This is a genomic window from Modestobacter marinus (assembly GCF_019799945.1).
GTDB classification, from domain to species: domain Bacteria; phylum Actinomycetota; class Actinomycetes; order Mycobacteriales; family Geodermatophilaceae; genus Modestobacter; species Modestobacter marinus_B.
Genome location: NZ_JABGCH010000005.1, coordinates 1 through 18,970, shown reverse-complemented (window position 1 = coordinate 18,970; position 18,970 = coordinate 1). Strand labels below are relative to the sequence as shown.

Below are 18,970 nucleotides of genomic sequence, written 5' to 3'. Positions count from 1 at the left end.
GGAGGAGCCGTGACCCAGGAACTCCAGCACTCCGCTCCGGACGACGTCCCCTCGCCGGTGATCGACCTGTCGAAGTGGCGCCTCAACGCCCTGCCCGACGAGAACTCCGACGAGGACTGGGACGACGACCGCGAGCTGTTCGACCCCGACGGGCGCCGGGTCGACACCTGGCGGGAGGGATATCCCTACGCCGAACGGATGGAGCGGCGCGAGTACGAGATCCTGAAGCGGCAGCTGCAGATCGAGCTGCTGAAGCTGCAGGGCTGGGTCAAGGACACCGGGCAGAAGGTCGTGCTCGTCTTCGAGGGCCGCGACGCGGCCGGGAAGGGCGGCACGATCAAGCGCTTCACCGAGCACCTGAACCCCCGCGGCGCCCAGGTGGTCGCGCTGGACAAGCCGAGCGAGCGCGAGCAGACCCAGTGGTACTTCCAGCGCTACGTGAAGCATCTGCCGGCCGCCGGGGAGTTCGTGCTGTTCGACCGGTCCTGGTACAACCGCGCCGGCGTGGAGCGGGTCTTCGGCTACTGCACCGCCGACGAGTACCTGCTCTTCATGCGCCAGTGCCCGGAGTTCGAGCGGATGCTCGTCGACAGCGGGATCCACCTGGTCAAGTTCTGGTTCTCGGTGACCCGCGGCGAGCAGCGCAGCCGGTTCATCGTGCGGCAGATCGACCCGGTGCGGCAGTGGAAGCTCTCCCCCACCGACCTCGCCTCGCTGGACAAGTGGGACGCCTACACCGAGGCAAAGGAGGCGATGTTCCTGCACACCGACACGGAGCACGCCCCGTGGACGGTGATCAAGAGCAACGACAAGAAGCGCGCCCGCCTGGCCGCCATGCGGCACGTGCTGAGCGTGTTCGACTACGACGAGAAGGACGCCGACGCCGTCGGCACGCCCGACCCGCAGATCGTCGGCTCAGCCGCCGACGTGCTCGAGGAGGACTCCGGGCCGCCGACGATGCCCCGCCCCGGCGACGAGCTGCCCCTCGAGCCCACCGGCAGCTGAGGCCCCGTCCAGGGCACCACCCCGAGCCTGCGAGGGGTGGGGAGGCCGGGGTCCTGCTAACGGTCGGGGCGGAAGGGGGTCAGGTCGAACGGCGGCGGTTCACCGAGGGCCGCCCCGGCCGCGAGCACGCCCATGAGCGGTCCGTAGGTCAGCCCGTTGGCGCCCAGGCCGGTGGCGACGACGATGCCGCCGAGCCCCGGGACGGCGCCCAGCAGCGGGAACCCATCCGGCGTGACCGGCCGGAACCCCAGCCGCGTCTCCAGCACGGTGGCGTCGGCCAGGCCCGGGGCCAGGGTGAGGGCGGCGTCGAGCACCTGCCGCTGCCCGGCTGCGGTCACCCGGTGGTCGAAGCCCGCGCCGGCCTCGCGGGTCGCCCCGACGACGACCCGGCCACCCGGGAACGCCAGCAGGTAGTGGCGCCCGTGCTCCTCGCCGAGGGTCATCACCGTCGGCCAGGCCGCGGTGTCGGGACCGGACACCTGGACGTGCAGGATCTGCCCACGCATCGGCCCGACCCCGAGCGCGACGCCGAGCGGTGCGAGCAGCTGCGCCGACCATGCGCCGGCGGCGAGGACGACGACATCGGCGGCCAGCTCCTCGCCGTCCACCCGGACGCCGCGCACCCGGCCGCCCGACGCGACCAGCGTGGCTCGCCCGGCCCGCCAGGAACCGCCGGTGTGACCGGTGGCGGCCACGGCGGCGTCGCGGAACAGCCGCCCGTCGACCCGGCCCACGCCGCCGGTCCACAGTGCGGCGAGCTGCTCGTGCAGGACCGGGAAGCGGGCGCGCGCCCGGCCCGGCTCCAGCAGCTCCACGTCGCCGAGGCCGGTCCAGCCGCGGGTGCCGCGGGCTGACTCCAGGTCCTCGGCCATCGCCTGCAGGGCCGCCCGGTCGCGGCTGACGGTGAGCCCGCCCACCGTGGCGTAGCTCGGGTCCTGGCCCGCGTCGGCCGCCAGGTCGGCGGCCAGCTGCGGCCAGCTCTGCCCGGCCAGGTCGCTGTAGGCGCCCCACGCGCCGGTCGCGGCCGGCCGCCACGGCTGCACGATGCCGGCGCCGGCCGAGGTCGCCGGCCCGGTCTCACCGGCCTCCACGAGGACGACGTCCACCCTGCGCCGGGCCAGCTGCCAGGCCGCGGTCGCCCCGACGATCCCGGCGCCCACGACGACCACGCGCGCTGCGGCACCCATGGCGTCAATCTGCCACGGCCGCGCCGCCCGGCCCCGGACAGCACAGCGCCCGCCCCGAACAGCCGGGACGGGCGCTGGCGGGCCTGGCGACCTCTCGAGGGAGGTCCCTCTTTACCGGCGGCCGTCCCGGTCGCGGTCGAGCACGTCCTTGGCCTTGTCCTTCAGGCTGCGGTCGTCCCTGGTGGTGGCGTCGCCACGGACGCCGTCGGTGTCGACGTGCTCCTTGCGGACGGTCTCGCTCACCTGCTGCTGCTCGGTGACCGTGTCGGTGTCGAGGCGGACGCGCTCGACCGGTACGGCCTCCTTCTCCACGACGGGACGCTCCGCGGTCAGCGTCACCTCGTGCTCCTCCTCGCTGATCGCGGGCCCGTCCGTCGCGTTGCCGATGTTGGCCTCGGTGATGGGCTCGCGCTCGACGCGGACCTCCTCGTGCGAGACGGGGACGGTCCTGGTCACGTTCTCGGTGACGACGTACTTGCGCAGCCGCGCGCGGCCGGCCTCCACCTGCTCGGTGCCGACGTTCACCCGCTCCTCGGAGAGGGTCATGGCGTCGTCGGTCGTCGGGCCGGAGGTGTCGTGGCCCCGGGTGCCGTGCCGGTTGCGGTCGTCGAGGTCGGCGCCTGCCGTGCCGGCGGTGGTCGTGCCGGAGCCGGACGTGCCCAGGCCCGCCGTGCCGGTGGTGCTCGTGGTGTCGTCGTACCCGGCGTTGGTGGTCGCCTGCGTGTCACCCACCGGGTCGGTCATGCCCGCGCCCATGCCGGTGTTGGCGGAGGTCTGCGCGGCCCCGGCCCGGGTGAAGTCGGTGTCCGTCGACCGCCCGGTCGGCGCGCCCTCCGTCTCGCGGGTCCCGGCCAGGCCGGCCGTCCCGGCGGTCCCGGCGGTCCCCGCCTGGCCGGAGGTGATCGTGTCCGTGCCGCCACTGCCCATGCCGTAGTAGCGGTAGAGCTCCTGCTCCTCGTCGGGCGACAGGTGGCCGTCGGTGTCGATCTTGGGAGCGTCCTTGACCTGCGCCTTGCTCACCGGGACGCGCAGTCCGTCGCCGGTCAGGTCGGCGTCCCGGATGGGGACGAAGGACTGCTTGGTGCCGAAGAGCCCGGTCTTCACGGTGACCCACTCCGGGTTGCCGGACTGGTCGTCGAGGTAGACCTCCGAAGCCGTGCCGATCTTGTCGCCGTCGGCGTCGTAGACGTCTGCGCCGATCACGCGGTCGAGGGTGTCGGTGCCGATCATGGGGCCGCTCTCCTCTGCTCGGGGACGTGCTCTGTCTACTGACCCACTGCCCGGAGTGAAGATCAGGAAACGGGGAGTTCATGATCGACCTCACTCCCCGTTGTCGGCGACGCCGACGGTTGGGGCAGGTCAGCGGCTCGTCGGCCGCGCGATCCGACCCCGTCGACGCGCCGGGCGCCGGGCGGAACGGTCCGTTCGGGCGTGTCGTAGACCGGTCTCCGGCGCGGTCGAGCCGAGCATGGACGGGTGCCTCCCCGCTCGCCGTACGACGACCTGGTCCACCCGCGCACCCAGAAGAAGCCGACACCGCAGGTCGAGGCCGAGCCCGACCTGGTGGTCGAGGACCCCAGCAGCGGGTTCGTCGGCGCCGTGGTGCGCTGCGAGAAGGACGTCGTCCACCTCGAGAACCGCAACGGGCGCGTCCGCGCCTATCCGCTGGGCCCGGGGTTCTGGGTCGACGGCCGGCCCGTCGTCCTCGTCCGGCCGAAGCCCAAGGGGCCGGTGGCCCCCACCCGCAGCGCGTCCGGGTCGACGTACGTGGCCGGCGCCCGGGCGCGGGTGGCCCGCGAGGGGCGCATCTACGTCGAGGGCAAGCACGACGCCGAGCTCGTCGAGAAGGTGTGGGGCCACGACCTGCGCATCGAGGGCGTCGTCGTCGAGCCGCTGCACGGCGTGGACGACCTGCCCGGCATCGTGCGCGAGTTCCGCCCGTCGTCGGGACGCCGGCTGGGCGTGCTGGTCGACCACCTGGTGACCGGCTCCAAGGAGACCCGGATCGCCGCACAGGTGACCGGCGACCACGCCCTCGTCGTCGGGCACCCGTTCATCGACATCTGGCAGGCGGTCAAGCCGCAGGTCGTCGGCATCCGGGAGTGGCCGACGGTTCCCAAGGGGGAGTCCTGGAAGGACGGCGTCTGCCGCCGGCTGGGGTGGGAGGACGACACCGGCTACGTGTGGGCGCAGCGCATCCTCGCCCGGGTGCGTACCTGGACCGACCTGGAGCCGGCCCTGATCGGCCGGGTCGAGGAGCTCATCGACTTCGTCACCACGGAGTAAGGACCCTCCTGCCCCCCGTCGCTCGCGAGCTCGCGGCGGGACCCTCCAGGAGGGCCGTCGGGGGCTTGCGCCGACGTTCGTCGTCCGTCATTGTGTCAATCACTTGGTTTAATGACTCAGTGACGGGACGGACACCATGGCCGGGTTGCCGCTGCTCCTCGTGTTGGCGGTGACCGCCCTGGTCGGCATCGGGGTGGCCGTGGTCCGCCGCTCGCCGCCGAGCAGGGAGGGGTCGGTCGCCGCCGCCCGCCGGCACGCCACCACCGCGTCGGTGGGAGCCGTGGCGGCGGGTGTGCTGGCGGCGCTCGTCGTCCCGTTCAGCGACGGGTCCTGGGGTACCGGGGAGCCGGCCAGCGGCGGCCGGGAGCTCATGCTCGTGCCGCTCGCCTTCGGGATCGCGCACACCGTCGTCCTCACCGTCGGCGAGCTCACCTGGCCCCGCCCCGCCGGGCAGGTGCGCCGGGCACGGCTGGTCCGCCGGGGGCCGCTGGACGCGGCACCGGCCGGGCTGGTCCGGTCAGCGGGGGCGGCCGTCGTCCTGGCGGTGCTGACCGTCGTCGTCGGGGCGCTCGTCGCGGACGGCGACGGGCGCGGCATCTCGCGCTCCGGGGAGCTCTGGGCCCGCTCGTCGGGGCCGTTCCCCGGCTGGTTCTACGGCGGGCCCGCCCTCGCCGGGCTGGCCCTGCTGGTGGCGCTGGTCGGCGCGGCCCTGTGGGTGGTGGCCACCCGCGCTGCCGTGCTCACCGCGGACGACCGGATCGAGGCGGCGCTGCGCAGCGCCTCCGCGCACCGCGTGCTCCGCGGCGCGACCGCCGCGGTCCTGCTGCTCGCCGGAGGGCTGCTGGGCGTCGCCGGCACGGCGGCCCACTCGCTGGGCAGCGGCCCGACGCCGTCGCCGCTGGGGCCGGTGGGCGCGGCGGTCGCCGTGCTCGGGCTGGCCTGCGTCGCGGCCGGCCTGGTGGTCCTCTGCCGCCGCGCCCCCGGCGTCCCCGCCGACCAGCCGGTGCCCGCCTGAGCGGCATGGCACTGGACATCACGGTCGACGTCGCCAGCCCGACGCCGCCCTTCGAGCAGATCCGCAGCCAGATCGCCGGCTACGTGCGCGGCGGGCTGCTGGCCCCCGGTGACCGGCTGCCGACCATGCGGGCGCTCGCCGCCGACCTCGGCGTGGCCGTCGGGACGGTGGCCCGGGCGTACGGCGAGCTGGAGGCCGGCGGCCTGGTCACCAGCCGGCGGCGGACCGGCACGGTGGTGACCGGGCAGCCGGCCCGGCCGCCGGCCGGGGACCGGGTGCGGGCCGCCGCGGACGCGCTGGTCCGGACCGCGCGCGAGGACGGCGTGGACGACGACGCCGTGCTGGCCGTCGTCCGCGCCGCCCTGGCCGGGGTGCCCACCGGCTGATCCAGCCGCCCCTCCCGGCTCAGCTCAGCCGGGGATGTAGTTGAACGTGTCCGGGTCCGGGCCGGTGCGCTCGCCGCGGTCAAGGCCGCCGATGGCGCCCATGTCGGCGCCGTCGAGCTCGAAGTCGAAGATGGCGAAGTTCTCCTCGACCCGGCTCCGGGTCACCGACTTCGGGAAGACGACGTCACCGCGCTGCACGTGCCAGCGCAGGGTGACCTGGGCCGCCGTCCTGCCGTGCTTCTCGGCGATCCGGTTGATCGTCGCGTCGCCGGCGACCTTGCCCTTGGCGATCGGCGCCCAGGCCTCGGTGACGATCTCGTGGTCGGCGTTGAACGCCCGGACGTCGTCCTGGGACAGGTACGGGTGCACCTCGATCTGGTTGACGACCGGGGTCACCTCGGTGTCGCTGAACAGCCTGCGCAGGTGGTGCGGCTGGAAGTTGGAGACGCCGATCGCCTTCACCCGGCCGGACCGGTGGATCTCCTCCATCGCCTTCCACGTCTCGACGTAGTCGACGTCGATGCCCGGCAGCGGCCAGTGGACGAGGAAGAGGTCCAGGTGGTCGAACTTCAGCGCGTCCAGGGTCCCGTCGAACGCGCGGAGGGCGTCCTCGCGGGCGTGGAAGCCGTTGTTCAGCTTGGAGGTCACGAATACCTCCTCGCGCGGGATGCCGGACTGGCGGACGGCCTCGCCGACCTCGGCCTCGTTGCCGTACATCTCGGCGGTGTCGATGTGCCGATAGCCGACCTCGAGGGCGGTCAGGGTCGCCTCGACGGTGTCCTCCGGCGGGATCTGGAAGACGCCGAAACCGAGCTGCGGGATCTCGACACCGTTGTTCAGGGTGATCGTGGGCACGGTGGCCATGGGTTGCCTCCAGGGGCGTCCGGTCAGAAGGGCAGGGGCCGCGGCATCCGGCTCGCGACCGGCCCGGCTCTGCGCCTACCCGGGCTCCTCCGGGGCTACCCGCGAGAGATCTCACCCGGCCGCCGGGAATGGGCGCTGGACCGGACCGGCGGGCCGACGCAGCATGGTGCGGTGTCCGCCCTCCTGCCCTGGCCGGGCGAGGACTTCGCCTGCTCGGACTGCGCGCTGTCCTATCCCGACCTGCCGGTGCCCGACGCGGTCGCGATGGTCGCCGCGCTGCCGGCGCTGACCCGGGAGGCGGTCGCCGAGCTGCCCGACGCGGCGCTGCGCCGGCGCCCGTCGGCGGACCGCTGGTCGGTCGCCGAGTACCTGTGCCACCTCCGCGACGTCCACGTCGCCTACACGATCCGGCTGCACCGGGCCCGCACCGAGGACCGGCCGGTGCTCGAGCCGATGCTCAACGACCTGCGGGCCCGCCGCTTCCGCTACGCCGAGTGCGACGTGCCGGCGGTGCTCGGCGAGCTGGCCGCCGCCGCGGCCGGGTTCGCCGACGAGGTCCGCCGGGTGGCTCCCGACGGCTGGGACCGTCCCGTCGTCCGGCAGCCCGGCGAGGCGCGCACCGCGCGGTGGCTGGTCCGCCAGACCGCCCACGAGGGCCGGCACCACCTCGCCGACGTGCGCCGGGTGGGGCACGCGGTCCAGCGGTAGCCGGCCGGACTCAGGCGGAGGTCAGCTCGGCCACCGGGGCCCGGCGGCGCAGCACGGCCCACGCCCCCACCGCCAGCACCCCCGCCGCCAGGGCCCCGAACGCCGGGACGGCGAACGCGTCCTCCGCGCCCCACACGTCGATCGCCCGCCCGGCCAGCGCGGAGCCGACCGTGACGCCCACGGTCAGCCCGGTGGTGACCCAGGTGAGCCCCTCGGTCAGCGCCGACCGCGGGACCCGCGACTCCACCAGCGACATCCCCGCCACCAGCACCGGCGCGATCGTCAGCCCGGCGAGGAAGGCCAGCACCATCAGCACCGGCAGCGAGTCGACCAGGAACAGCGTCTGGACGGCGGCGGCGAACAGCAGGGCGCACCCCAGGAACCGGGCGGTCAGCGAGCCGGGCAGCCGGAGCACGCCGTAGACCAGCCCGGCGACCAGGCTACCCCCGGCGAAGAAGGCCAGCGCGGCGCCGGCCACCGCGGGCCGGCCCTGCTCGTCCGCGAAGCCCACCACCACGACGTCCACGGCACCGAACACCAGCCCGATCGCCACGTAGGTGACCGCGATGGCGAGCAGGCCGGGCCCCAGGACCCGGGCGCGGACGTGCGCCTGCCCGGCGGAGCGGTCGGCGACCTCCGGCGCGGTGGCCTGCTGACGGGACAGCCACAGCCCGCCGGCCACACCCACCACCAGCCCGGTGAGGAAGCCGGCGGGCGGGCTGATCGCCGCGGCCAGGAAGGTGACCAGCGGCGGCATCGTCACGAACACGACCTCGTCGGCGACCGACTCGAAGGCGAAGGCCGTCTGCCGCTGCGCGGCGTCGGGCAGCGCGTGCGCCCATCGGCTGCGCACGACCGAGCCCACGTTCGCGCCGCTGCCGCCGGCGGCCGCGGCGAGGACGAACCAGGTCCACAGCGGCGCGTCGGCGATCACGACGCCGACGAAGGCCAGGCCCAGCACGAGCGAGGCCACGGCCGTCCAGCGCAGCACGGGGCCCTGACCGACCCGGTCCATGACGCGCGCCCACTGCGGGCTGACCAGCGCGAAGGAGAGGGCGAGGGTGCCGGACACCAGCCCGGCGAGGCCGTAGCTGCCGGTCTCACCGGCGACCAGCAGGACGGAGCCGAGGCCGACCGTGGCCATCGGCACCCGGCCGAGCCAGCCTGCCAGGGAGAAGGCCCGGGCACCCGGAACGGCGAACAGGCGTGCGTACGGGGAGAAGAGGGTGCGGGGTGACACAGTCGTTCTCGCGCTTCCTGGCCACAGGCGAGTGCGGGGATGCCCGCCGGACGCTCGGGTGGCGGCCCGAACCTAGCAGCGGCCGGCTGTTCGCGCGGTCGAGCTCGCCGCCGGCCACCGTTCCTGGACCCAACGGGTCGATCGCCCACTACATTCGGTTGCGTGACGACGTCCCAGTCCCTGCCCGACCCGCGGGTGCGGCCGCAGCTGGTCGCGGGCGCCGGCGGGCTGGTCGACCGGCACGGCCGGGTCGCCACCGACCTGCGCGTCTCCCTGACCGACCGCTGCAACCTGCGCTGCACCTACTGCATGCCCCCGGAGGGGCTGCAGTGGCTGCCCAAGGTGGAGCAGCTCACCGACGACGAGGTCGCCCGGCTGGTGCGGATCGGGGTCGAGCAGCTGGGCATCCGGGAGGTGCGCTTCACCGGCGGCGAGCCGCTGCTGCGCCCCGGCCTGCCGGGCATCGTCGCGGCGGCCACGGCGCTCACCCCGCGCCCGGAGGTCAGCCTCACCACCAACGCGATCGGGCTGTCCCGGATGGCCCCGGCGCTCGCCGCGGCGGGGTTGGACCGGATCAACGTCAGCCTGGACACCCTCGACCGCGAGCGGTTCAAGCAGCTCACCTACCGCGACCGGCTCGACGACGTGCTCGCCGGGTTGCGGGCCGCGCAGGACGCCGGGTTGACGCCGGTCAAGGTGAACGCCGTCCTGCTGCACGGGCTCAACGACGTCGACGCCGTCCCGCTGCTGGACTTCTGCCTCGAGCACGGCTACGAGCTGCGGTTCATCGAGCAGATGCCGCTGGACGCCCACCACGCCTGGACCCGCGGCCGGATGGTCACCGCCGAGGACATCCTGGCCCGGCTCTCGGCGGCCCACGCGCTCACCCCGGACGCCGAGGAGCGCGGGTCGGCCCCCGCCGAGCGGTGGCTGGTGGACGGCGGCCCCGCGACGGTCGGCGTCATCGCCTCGGTCACCCGCTCGTTCTGCGGCGCCTGCGACCGCACCCGGCTGACCGCCGACGGGCAGGTGCGCAACTGCCTGTTCGCCCGCGAGGAGTCCGACCTGCGCACCGCGATGCGCGCCGGCGCGGACGACGCCGAGCTGGCCGACCGCTGGCGGATCGCGACGCTGTCCAAGCTCCCCGGCCACGGCATCGACGACCCGTCGTTCCTGCAGCCCTCCCGGCCGATGTCGGCCATCGGAGGCTGACCCGTGACCACCGTGAGCCGGCAGCGAGCGAGCATCGCAGCGAGCTCGGCGAGCGAGGAGCGGAACGAGCGCGGAGGCGAGCCGTGACATCGACGGTGACGGTCCGCTACTTCGCCGGCGCCCGGGCCGCGGCCGGGGTGGACACCGAGACCCGGGAGGCCGGCAGCCTCGCGGAGCTCGTCGGCCAGATCGTCGACGACCACGGCGAACGGCTGGAGCGGGTGCTCACCGCCTGCTCGTTCCTGGTCGACGGAACCCAGACCCGGGACCGGGCGTTGGTGCTGGCACCCGGGGCGGTGGTGGACGTCCTGCCGCCGTTCGCCGGAGGCTGACGGCAGCGCGCGAGGGAGAGACCGATGGGCGTGTTCGGGAAGGCGAAGGCCAAGGCGGAAGCGCTGTTCGGCCGCGCGGAGCAGCTCTACGGCGAGTCGCACGGCGACGCCGCGGCGACCCTCGACGGCGAGGCGCACCGGCTGGAGGCGGAGGCCGAGGAGGAGCAGACACGGCGCGCCACCGACCGGCCGGACGACGACGGGCTGGCCGGCGCAGGCGCGCGCTGACCCTCAGCGCGCGGGCGCGACCTGGCCGGCGGGACGCAGCCGGATCGCGACCAGCGCGACGTCGTCCTCCGGCTTGCCGTGCACGAGCTGGTCGAGCAGCTGGTCGCAGAGCTCGTCCAGCGGCAGGGCGGCCAGCTCGGTCGCGGCCGCGCGCAGCCGTGCCATGCCCTCGTCGAGGTCGGCACCCCGCCGCTCGATGAGACCGTCGGTGTACAGCAGCACCGTCGTCCCGCAGTCCAGCGTGACCACCGACTCCCCGCGGCGGAACCCGGCGTCGACCCCGAGCAGCAGCTCGCCCCGCCAGTCGGCCAGCTCCGCGAGGGAGCCGTCGCCGTTGATCACCAGCGGCGGCAGGTGCCCGGCGTTGCTCCACCGCATCCGGGTGAGTCCGCGGGCCCGCTCGTCGGGGGTCTGCTCGAACCGCGCGACCGCCGCGGTCGCGTAGGTGTCCACGTGCAGCTGGGCCATCGCGGCGTCCACGCCGCGCAGCACCTCGCCCGGCCCGGCGTCGCTGTAGGCGGCGATGCCGCGCAGCATCGCCCGCAGCTGGCCCATGGCCGCGGCGGCGGCCGTGTCGTGACCGACGACGTCGCCGATGACCAGCATCGTCGCGCCCGAGGGCTGGACGAAGGCGTCGTACCAGTCGCCGCCGACCCGGGCCGCCTCCGCGGCGGGGGTGTAGCGGACGACGACCTCGGTGCGGTCGCTCTGCAGGACGTCGGTGAGCAGGCTGCGCTGCAGCTCCTCGGCCAGCTGCCGCTGCTGGTCGAACAACCGGGCGTTGTCCAGTGCGAGCCCGGCCCGGTCCGCGATCTCCTGGGCCGTGACCAGCTCCGCCTCGCTCGGCCGGCGCCCTCCCTCGAAGTACAGGGTGAGCGCGCCGAGCGTCCGCCCGCGCGCCCGCAGCGGCATGGTCACCCCGCACGAGGGGGCCAGGGTCTCCAGCAGGCGACGCGCCTCGCCCTGGGGCATCCCGGCGGCCACGTCCCTGGCCTCGGCGAGGACGGTCTCGCCCAGCAGGGACCGGATGACCGGGCTGGTGATCGGCATCGCCGTCAGTCGCACCTCGGCGTAGCGCTCCACCAGCGCGCGCCGGGCCGGGTCGGGGTGCCACCAGCCGACGTCCCGCGGGCGGCCGTCGTCCTCCAGCACCGAGAGCACGCACCAGTCGGCCATCACCGGCACGATCAGCCTCGGGATCCGGGCGGCGGCGAGGTCGACGTCGAGGGTGGAGGCGAGCTCCGCGGTCACCCGGGCCAGCATCGCCAGCCGGTCCTGGGCGAACCGCCGTGCGGTGACCTCGGCGAAGTACATCGCCAGCCCGTCGGCCGTCGGGATCGCCTGCACCTCGAACCAGGCGTTGAGGGGGTGCGGGTAGAACGCCTCGACGGTGGCCGGCCGGCCGGCCGCGACCGCCTCGCGGTAGGCGCGCCCGAACTCGTTGTCGACGTTGGCCGGGAAGGCCTCCCAGTAGTCCCGCCCGACGAGCTCCTCGGCCGTGTACCCGACGACGGCCGCGCCGGCCGCGTTCAGGTAGGTCACCCGCCAGTCGGAGTCGACGTGCAGGTAGCCCAGCGGCATCAACTCGAGCTGGGTGTCGGCGCTGAGCACGTCCTCCATGGTCACGGCCCTTCCCCGGTCGGCCGCCTCCGCGGCCACGCCGGAGCAGCCCCGCCCCTGCGCTGGGGTCGGATTGCCCTTGTTATGTCATGTCGCGGGCAGGCGACGCAAGGACGCGCGCGGGACACCCCGGGCTCCGGTCACGGACACGCGACCCACTCCTCGGCGCCGTCGGTGAAGACCTGCCGTTTCCAGATCGGCAGCCGGGCCTTCACCTCGTCGACCAGTTCCGCGCACGCGGCGAACGCCTGCCCGCGGTGGGCAGCGCTGACCGCGCACGCCAGCGCGACGTCGCCGATCCCCAGCAGGCCGACCCGGTGCGACACCGCGACCCCGTGCACCTCGGGACGGGCCGCGAACTCGGCGGCGATCTCGGCGATCAGGTCCGTCGCCGTCGGGTGCCCGACGTACTCGAGCTCGGTGACCGACCGGCCGCCGTCGTGGTCCCGGACGACGCCGGCGAACGAGACCACCGCGCCGGCCGCCTTGTCGCCGACCGCGGCCTCGTGCTCGGCGACCGACAGGGGTTCCTCGGTGACCCGCGCGTACAGCGTCTCCACGGGCGCGAAGGTACTAGTTGGCCGGGCTCGGGCGGGCGCTCAGCCCTGCGGCGGGACGTCGAGGTCGGTCGGATCGGCCAGGCCGGTGCAGTCGACCTCGACGACGTCGGCGGCGGCCAGGTACCGCCGCGCACCCTCGTCGCCGGTCGCGGTCTCGGCCACCCCCGCCCAGTGCTCCCGGCCGAGCAGCACCGGATGCCCGCGGACCCCGTCGTAGGTGGCCACGGCCAGGGCGTCCGGCGCGGCGTGCCCGGCCAGCCGGGCCAGGGCCGCCGGCGTGATGCCCGGCATGTCCACCAGCGTGACGAGCGCGGCGTCGACCCGGCCGGGCCAGCCGCGCAGCCCGTCCAGCCCGGTGCGCAGGCTGGACGCCATCCCGCTCTCCCAGTCGCGGTTGGCCAGCACCGTCGCGCCGGTGAGGTCGGCGCGCTGCCAGACCTCGACGGCCGCGGCGCCGAGGACGACGAGCACCGGGTCGCACACCGCCGACGCCGTCCGCACCGCCCGCTCGACCAGCAGGCTGCCCTCGTACTCGACCAGAGCCTTCGGCATGCCGTACCGCCGGCCGCCCCCGGCGGCCAGCACCAGTCCCGCCACCGGCCGGTCCGACGTCACTCCCCCACCCTCCCAGACCCCCGCGGCGGACTTCTTCGGGCTCAAGTACCGGTACTTGAGCCCGAAGAAGTGCGGGACGCGGGTCAGCGGGTGTGGACGGCGACCTCGCTGGCCTTCACCGACGCCCAGACCGCCGCCCCCGGAGCCAGGCCCAGCTCGGCGAAGGAGGTGGCCGTGACGTCCGCGGTCAGCGGCACCTCCCCCGCCAGGTCGCAGCGCACGACCGACCCGTGCGGGGTGGCGCTGACCAGCCGCAGCGGCCAGACGTTCCGCGGGCTGCCGGCCGGGCGCTCCAGGTAGAGGGCCACCGACTCGGGGCGGATGACCGCGAACACCGGCCCGGTCACCTCCTCGGCGACCGCTACGGTGCCGCCGCCCTCGAGCGCGACGCTCGTCCCGGACCCGGTCCCCGGCAGCAGCACCAACCCGACCAGCCGGGCGACGTAGTCGGTCCGGGGCCGGCGGGCCACCTCCGCCGGCGTGCCGGCCTGCACGATGCGGCCGTCCTCGACGACGAGCACCCGCCCGGCGAGGGCCATCGCGTCGACCGGGTCGTGGGTGACCAGGACGGCGCTGCCGCGGTACTCGGCGAGGTGGCGGTGCAGCTCGGCGCGGACGGTGAGCCGGGTGCGGGCGTCCAGCGAGGACAGCGGCTCGTCCAGGAGGAGCACGCGCGGGTCGCCCACCAGCGCGCGGGCGAGCGCGGCCCGCTGCGCCTGGCCGCCGGAGAGCTGGCCGGGACGGCGCTCGCCCAGGTCGCCGAGCCCCACCCGGTCCAGCCAGCCGGCCGCCGCGGCCCGGGCCCGCGCCCGGGGCATGCCGCGGGCCCGCAGCCCGAAGGCCACGTTCTCGGTCGCCGACAGGTGCGGGAAGAGCAGGTGGTCCTGGAAGACCATGCCCAGCGAGCGCCGGTGGGCGGGCACGTGCACCCCGGCCGCGTCCCAGAGCTGGTCGCCGTCCACGACGACCCGGCCGGCGTCGGGCCGGAGCAGGCCGGCGAGCACCCGCAGCACGGTGGACTTGCCGGCGCCGTTCGGCCCGAGGACGGCGAGCACCTCCCCGTCGGCCACCGCCAGCTCCACCGCGACGGTCAGCCCGCCCCGCTGCACCGTGAGCCGCGCGTCCAGGGTCACGTCGTCACCGCCCGGCCCAGCCAGCGATCGCGGAGCAGCAGCAGCGTGGCCAGCGAGACGGCGAGCAGCACCAGGGACAGCACGATCGCCGCCTCGGGGTCGGACTGCAGCGCCAGGTAGACCGCCAGCGGCATGGTCTGCGTCGTCCCCGGGAAGTTGCCGGCGAAGGTGATCGTCGCGCCGAACTCGCCGAGCGCCCGGGCCCAGCTCAGCACCGCGCCAGCGGCGATGCCGGGGGCCACCAGCGGCAGGGTGACCCGGCGGAACGTCGTCCAGCGGTCGGCGCCGAGCGTGGCGGCGGCGTCCTCGAACCGGGCGTCGGCGGCGCGCAGCGCGCCCTCGACGCTGATGACGAGGAACGGCATGGCCACGAACGTCTCGGCGACGACGACGGCGGCGGTGGTGAAGGGCAGCGCGTACCCGGTGGTCTCGTACAGCCAGCTCCCGACGATCCCCTGCCGGCCGAGCACCAGGAACAGCGCGACGCCGCCGACGACGGGCGGCAGCACGAGCGGCACGGTGACCAGCGCCCGCAGCACCGACCGGCCGGGCATCCGGGAGCGGGCGAGCACCCACGCCAGCGGCACGCCGAGCACCAGGGAGAGCAGCGTGGCGAGGGTCGCGGCGACCAGGGACAGCCGCAGCGCCTGGCCCACCGCGGGCTCGACGAGCCGGCTGCCGAGGTCCGACCACGGCGCCCGCACGACCAGCCCGACCAGCGGCAGCACCAGGAACGCGACCGCGAGGACGGCGGGCACGAGCAGCGGCGCGGGCACACCGCCGTCGCCCGGCCTCCTCACGGGGTGCGGAAGCCCGCGTCGGCCAGCGCCCGCTGCCCGGCCGCGGACCGCACCAGGTCCACGAACGCCTGCGCACCCGCCGGGTTCGGCGCGGCCGCGAGGGTGCAGATCGGGTACTCGTTGAGCTTGCGCGCCGACTCGGGGAACGGGATGCCCTCGACCGCGTCCCCGGCGGCCCGGACGTCGGTGGCGTAGACCAGCGCGGCGTCGACCTCGCCCAGCTGGACCTTGGTCAGCGCCGCCCGGACGTCCTCCTCCTCGGTGTCCGGCCGGGCGGTGATCCCGGCGGCGGCGAACACCGCCCCGGCGGCCGCGCCGCAGGGCACGCTGGGGGCGCAGACGGCGAGGGTGAGGTCGGGGTCGGCGAAGTCGGCCAGGCCGGTCACCCCGCCGGGGTTGCCCGCCGGGACGGCGATCTCCAGCTCGTTCCGGGCGAACACCGCCGGCTCCCCCTCGGTCAGTCCCGCGCCGGTGACCACGGCCATCTGCGCCTGGTCGGCCGAGGCGAAGACGTCCGCGGGCGCGCCCTGGGCGAGCTGGGCGGCCAGCGCGGAGCTGCCGGCGAAGCTGAACTGGACGCGCAGGCCCGGCTGCTGGTCCTCCAGCGCCGCGCCGAGGTCGGTGAAGACGTCGGTCAGCGAGGCGGCGGCGAACACGGTGACCGTGCCCGTGGGGCCGCCGTCCGCCGTCGCGGTCGAGGGCGCCGTCGTCCCGCCGGCCGTGCCGCACCCCGCCAGGACGAGGACGGCGAGTCCGGCGGCCAGGAGCCGCCTCACGGCACCATGTCCTGGCAGTGCACGTTCGCTCCGCTCCTCGCTCGCTGGCGCTCGCTGCGATGCCCACTCACGGCACGTCCACGCTGACCTGGGTGGCCTTCACCGTCGCCACCGCGCGGACGCCGGTCTCCAGCCCGAGCTCGTCGGCTGCCTCCCGCGACATCAGCGAGACGATCCGGAACGGCCCGGCCTGGATCTCGACCTGGGCCATCACGGTGTCCCGGACGACGCGGGTGACGATGCCGGTGAACCGGTTGCGCGCCGAGGAGGAGCGCGTGGCGCCCGGCGCGGGCGCCGCGTGCAGCTCGGTGGCGACCCGGGCCAGGTCGGCACCGTCGACCTGCGCCGGGCCCGCCTCCCGGCTCGCGGCCAGCCGGTCGCTGTCGATCCAGCGGCGGACGGTGTCATCGCTCACGCCGAGCAGCGCAGCGGCCTCGGCGATCCGGTAGGTGGTCGGCACGCGGCACACCCTACCTCCGCACCTGCGGATGCAAAGGCACGCCATCTCCCGCAGATGCGGTCCCCGTCCGGCCATGGTGGCCGACATGGCCGGTCGGGGGTCGGACGGCGGCGGGTCGTTTGGCGATCGGGGACGGCGGGGAGACACGGCCGGTGACGAGCACCTCCCAGGACAACCCCGTCGGCGCCTCCCCGTCGGCGCGCACCCGGCGCATCCGGCAGACCGCCGAGGCGGTGCTCGGGTACACCGAGTTCCGGCCCGGTCAGGAGGCCGCCATGCAGGCGGTCGCCGCGGGCCGGGACACCCTCGCCGTCCTGCCCTCGGGCGCGGGCAAGTCTGCCGTCTACACCGTGGTCGGCACGCTGCTCGACGGCCCGGTGCTCGTCGTCTCCCCGCTCATCGCCCTGCAGCGGGACCAGGTGCAGCGGCTCGAGGACCTGGGCCAGGAGCAGGTGGGTCGCGCGGCGGTCCTCAACTCGGGCCTGTCCGACGGCGCCCAGCAGGCGGTGCTCGACGAGCTCCGGAACGGAACGGTCCGCTTCTGCTTCCTCGCCCCCGAGCAGCTGGCCAAGCCCGAGGTCGTCGAGGCGATCCGCGAGGCCGGGCCGGCGCTGTTCGTCGTCGACGAGGCGCACTGCGTGTCCGCGTGGGGCCACGACTTCCGGCCCGACTACCTGCGCCTGGGCGGCGTCGTCGAGCAGCTGGGCCACCCGACGGTCCTCGCGCTGACCGCCACCGCCGCGCCGCCGGTGCGCGCGGAGATCGTGGAGCGGCTGGAGATGCGGGAGCCGGAGATCGTGGTCGCCGGGTTCGACCGCCCGGAGATCCGGCTGGAGGTCGAGCAGCACGCCGACGCGCACGCCAAGCACACCGCCGTCCTCGACCGGGTCACCGAGCTCGCCGGGCAGGGCACCGGGATCCTCTACAGCGCGACGCGGCGGGGCACCGAGGAGTTCGCCGAGGCGCTGGTCGAGCGGGGCCTGCGGGCCGCGGCGTACCACGCGGGGCTGCGGAAGGGCGACCGCGAGGAGGTGCAGCGGGCGTTCATGGACGGCGAGTTGGACGTCGTCGTCGCCACCACCGCGTTCGGCATGGGCATCGACCGACCGGAGACCCGCTTCGTGGTGCACGCGGAGCCCGCGGACTCGCTCGACAGCTACTACCAGGAGATCGGCCGGGCCGGCCGGGACGGCGAGCCGGCCACGGCGCTACTGGTCTACCGCCAGGAGGACCTCGGCATCCGGAAGTTCTTCGCCGCCGGGGCGCCCGCCGAGGATGAGCTGCAGGAGGTCGCCGGACTGGTGCGGGCCGGCGTCGAGGCCGGCATGGACGGGGTCGACGTCACGGACCTGCGGGAGGAGACCGGCCGCGCCGCCACCCCGCTGGTGCGCGACCTCAACCTGCTCGAGCAGGCGGGCGCCGTCGTCCTGGACGACGACGGGACGGCGTCCCCGGCGCCGGGCGCGCCCTCCCCCGGCGAGGCAGCCGCCGCGGCCCGGGCGCTGGCCGAGCACCGCATCCGGGTCGACGAGAGCCGGATCGAGATGATGCGCGGCTACGCGGAGACCACCGGGTGCCGCCGCCAGTTCCTGCTCGGGTACTTCGGCGAGCAGCTCGACGAGCCCTGCGGCAACTGCGACAACTGCAGCGACGGGCTCGTCCAGCAGCAGAGCACGGCCGACCGGGACCACCCCTTCCCGGTGGACACGGCGGTCGAGCACGCCGAGTGGGGCCCGGGCGTGGTGATGCGTCACGAGGGGGACCGGGTGGTGGTGCTGTTCGAGGAGGTCGGCTACAAGACGCTGGCGATCGAGCCGGTGCTCGCCAACGACCTGCTCACCGAGCGCACCGCCTGACGGGCTCGGCCCCGCTGCAGGGCCCGCCGCGAGCCTGCGAACGGCGGGCAGCGGGGCCCTTCAGGTGAAGTCGGGGTCGTTCGGACCCTGCCGCTGGCCGCCGGTCAGCCCGGCCTCCTCGGTGTAGGGCTCGTGCCGCTTGCCGGCGTGCGCCTCCATCTGCAGCCGCTCGAGCAGCTCCGGGTGGTGCAGCTCGAACGCCGGGCGCTCGGAGCGGATCCGCGGGATCTCGGTGAAGTTGTGCCGCGGCGGCGGCGAGGACGTCGCCCACTCCAGCGAGTTGCCGTGACCCCACGGGTCGTCGACCAGGGCGAGCCGGCCGTGCTTCCACGAGTGCACCACGTTGTAGACGAACGGGATCACCGAGGCGCCCAGGATGAACGAGCCGATCGTCGAGATCGTGTGCATGAGCGTGAAGGTGCCGCCGGCGTCGGACTGCAGGTAGTCGGCGTACCGGCGCGGCATGCCCTCGTTGCCCAGCCAGTGCTGGATGAGGAACGTGGCGTGGAACCCGAGGAAGGTCAGCCAGAAGTGCAGCCGGCCCAGCCTCTCGTCCATCATCCGGCCGCACATCTTCGGGAACCAGAAGTACAGACCGGCGTAGGCGGAGAACACCACGGTGCCGAAGACCACGTAGTGGAAGTGCGCGACGACGAAGTAGCTGTCGTTGACGTGCCAGTCCAGCGG

General features: G+C 74.9%; 21 protein-coding genes. 9 read left to right on the top strand and 12 right to left on the bottom strand.

The window, feature by feature from the left end; all coding sequences use genetic code 11:
- Positions 1-9 precede the first annotated feature (9 nt).
- Positions 10-1,005: a polyphosphate kinase 2 gene (gene ppk2, locus HK417_RS06460; protein WP_222264582.1), complete on the top strand. Its 996-nt coding sequence runs from the start codon at positions 10-12 to the stop codon at positions 1,003-1,005.
- Between the two features lie 56 nt (positions 1,006-1,061).
- Here the strand turns inward: ppk2 and HK417_RS06455 are convergent, their stop codons facing one another.
- Both HK417_RS06455 and HK417_RS06450 read right to left on the bottom strand, forming a co-directional pair.
- Positions 1,062-2,192 carry an NAD(P)/FAD-dependent oxidoreductase gene (locus HK417_RS06455; RefSeq protein ID WP_222264580.1) on the bottom strand — a complete coding sequence of 377 codons (1,131 nt, stop codon included), beginning with the start codon at positions 2,190-2,192 and terminating at the stop codon, positions 1,062-1,064.
- Positions 2,193-2,303: 111 nt separating this feature from the next.
- On the bottom strand, positions 2,304-3,422 hold the full coding sequence (locus tag HK417_RS06450; RefSeq protein WP_222264578.1) for a DUF2382 domain-containing protein: 1,119 nt from the start codon (positions 3,420-3,422) through the stop codon (positions 2,304-2,306).
- A gap of 246 nt (positions 3,423-3,668) precedes the next feature.
- On the opposite strand from HK417_RS06450, the gene HK417_RS06445 reads away from it, so the two are divergent.
- The 3 genes from HK417_RS06445 (at position 3,669) to HK417_RS06435 (ending at position 5,879) form a co-directional block, all read left to right on the top strand.
- Entirely contained in the window at positions 3,669-4,478 is an 810-nt protein-coding gene (locus tag HK417_RS06445) for a DUF3097 domain-containing protein (protein ID WP_222264576.1), read from the top strand.
- A 136-nt stretch (positions 4,479-4,614) separates the two neighbouring features.
- Positions 4,615-5,493, top strand: coding sequence for a hypothetical protein (locus tag HK417_RS06440; RefSeq protein ID WP_222264574.1), 879 nt, complete (start codon positions 4,615-4,617; stop codon positions 5,491-5,493).
- A gap of 5 nt (positions 5,494-5,498) precedes the next feature.
- The gene (locus HK417_RS06435) at positions 5,499-5,879 is read left to right on the top strand and encodes a GntR family transcriptional regulator (protein WP_222264572.1); all 381 of its coding nucleotides are present in this window, start codon (positions 5,499-5,501) and stop codon (positions 5,877-5,879) included.
- A 24-nt stretch (positions 5,880-5,903) separates the two neighbouring features.
- On the opposite strand, the gene HK417_RS06430 is transcribed toward HK417_RS06435, so the two are convergent.
- A complete protein-coding gene (locus HK417_RS06430) occupies positions 5,904-6,743 on the bottom strand; it encodes an aldo/keto reductase (protein WP_222264570.1) in 840 nt (279 codons plus the stop codon).
- 171 nt (positions 6,744-6,914) lie between these two features.
- Between HK417_RS06430 and HK417_RS06425 the strand changes: the two genes are divergently transcribed.
- Positions 6,915-7,451 carry a DinB family protein gene (locus HK417_RS06425; RefSeq protein WP_308123412.1) on the top strand — a complete coding sequence of 179 codons (537 nt, stop codon included), beginning with the start codon at positions 6,915-6,917 and terminating at the stop codon, positions 7,449-7,451.
- Between the two features lie 10 nt (positions 7,452-7,461).
- Here the strand turns inward: HK417_RS06425 and HK417_RS06420 are convergent, their stop codons facing one another.
- Positions 7,462-8,691: an MFS transporter gene (locus HK417_RS06420; RefSeq protein ID WP_222264568.1), complete on the bottom strand. Its 1,230-nt coding sequence runs from the start codon at positions 8,689-8,691 to the stop codon at positions 7,462-7,464.
- Between the two features lie 162 nt (positions 8,692-8,853).
- On the opposite strand from HK417_RS06420, the gene moaA reads away from it, so the two are divergent.
- The 3 genes from moaA (at position 8,854) to HK417_RS06405 (ending at position 10,463) form a co-directional block, all read left to right on the top strand.
- Positions 8,854-9,903: a GTP 3',8-cyclase MoaA gene (moaA, locus tag HK417_RS06415; RefSeq protein WP_222264566.1), complete on the top strand. Its 1,050-nt coding sequence runs from the start codon at positions 8,854-8,856 to the stop codon at positions 9,901-9,903.
- 83 nt (positions 9,904-9,986) lie between these two features.
- A complete protein-coding gene (locus HK417_RS26385; protein ID WP_222264564.1) occupies positions 9,987-10,235 on the top strand; it encodes a MoaD/ThiS family protein in 249 nt (82 codons plus the stop codon).
- A gap of 24 nt (positions 10,236-10,259) precedes the next feature.
- The gene (locus tag HK417_RS06405) at positions 10,260-10,463 is read left to right on the top strand and encodes a hypothetical protein (protein WP_222264562.1); all 204 of its coding nucleotides are present in this window, start codon (positions 10,260-10,262) and stop codon (positions 10,461-10,463) included.
- A 3-nt stretch (positions 10,464-10,466) separates the two neighbouring features.
- Here HK417_RS06405 and HK417_RS06400 read toward each other — a convergent pair whose 3' ends face one another.
- From HK417_RS06400 to HK417_RS06370, 7 genes are all read right to left on the bottom strand, one after another.
- Entirely contained in the window at positions 10,467-12,083 is a 1,617-nt protein-coding gene (locus HK417_RS06400) for a SpoIIE family protein phosphatase (RefSeq protein WP_222264987.1), read from the bottom strand.
- A gap of 140 nt (positions 12,084-12,223) precedes the next feature.
- The gene (locus HK417_RS06395; RefSeq protein ID WP_308123411.1) at positions 12,224-12,643 is read right to left on the bottom strand and encodes a molybdenum cofactor biosynthesis protein MoaE; all 420 of its coding nucleotides are present in this window, start codon (positions 12,641-12,643) and stop codon (positions 12,224-12,226) included.
- A 39-nt stretch (positions 12,644-12,682) separates the two neighbouring features.
- A complete protein-coding gene (locus HK417_RS06390) occupies positions 12,683-13,258 on the bottom strand; it encodes a nucleotidyltransferase family protein (RefSeq protein WP_222264560.1) in 576 nt (191 codons plus the stop codon).
- 83 nt (positions 13,259-13,341) lie between these two features.
- Positions 13,342-14,391, bottom strand: a complete 1,050-nt coding sequence (locus HK417_RS06385; protein ID WP_222264558.1) for an ABC transporter ATP-binding protein — start codon at positions 14,389-14,391, stop codon at positions 13,342-13,344.
- Entirely contained in the window at positions 14,388-15,167 is a 780-nt protein-coding gene (locus HK417_RS06380) for an ABC transporter permease (RefSeq protein WP_222264556.1), read from the bottom strand. Before HK417_RS06380 ends, HK417_RS06385 begins: the two co-directional genes overlap by 4 nt.
- 20 nt (positions 15,168-15,187) lie before the next feature.
- A complete protein-coding gene (gene modA, locus HK417_RS06375) occupies positions 15,188-15,967 on the bottom strand; it encodes a molybdate ABC transporter substrate-binding protein (protein ID WP_222264554.1) in 780 nt (259 codons plus the stop codon).
- Between the two features lie 67 nt (positions 15,968-16,034).
- A complete protein-coding gene (locus tag HK417_RS06370; protein WP_222264552.1) occupies positions 16,035-16,427 on the bottom strand; it encodes a TOBE domain-containing protein in 393 nt (130 codons plus the stop codon).
- A 152-nt stretch (positions 16,428-16,579) separates the two neighbouring features.
- Between HK417_RS06370 and HK417_RS06365 the strand changes: the two genes are divergently transcribed.
- The gene (locus tag HK417_RS06365; protein WP_222264550.1) at positions 16,580-18,283 is read left to right on the top strand and encodes a RecQ family ATP-dependent DNA helicase; all 1,704 of its coding nucleotides are present in this window, start codon (positions 16,580-16,582) and stop codon (positions 18,281-18,283) included.
- A 60-nt stretch (positions 18,284-18,343) separates the two neighbouring features.
- Here HK417_RS06365 and HK417_RS06360 read toward each other — a convergent pair.
- A partial coding sequence (locus tag HK417_RS06360; protein ID WP_222264548.1) for a cytochrome c oxidase subunit I occupies positions 18,344-18,970 on the bottom strand: 627 nt, incomplete at its 5' end.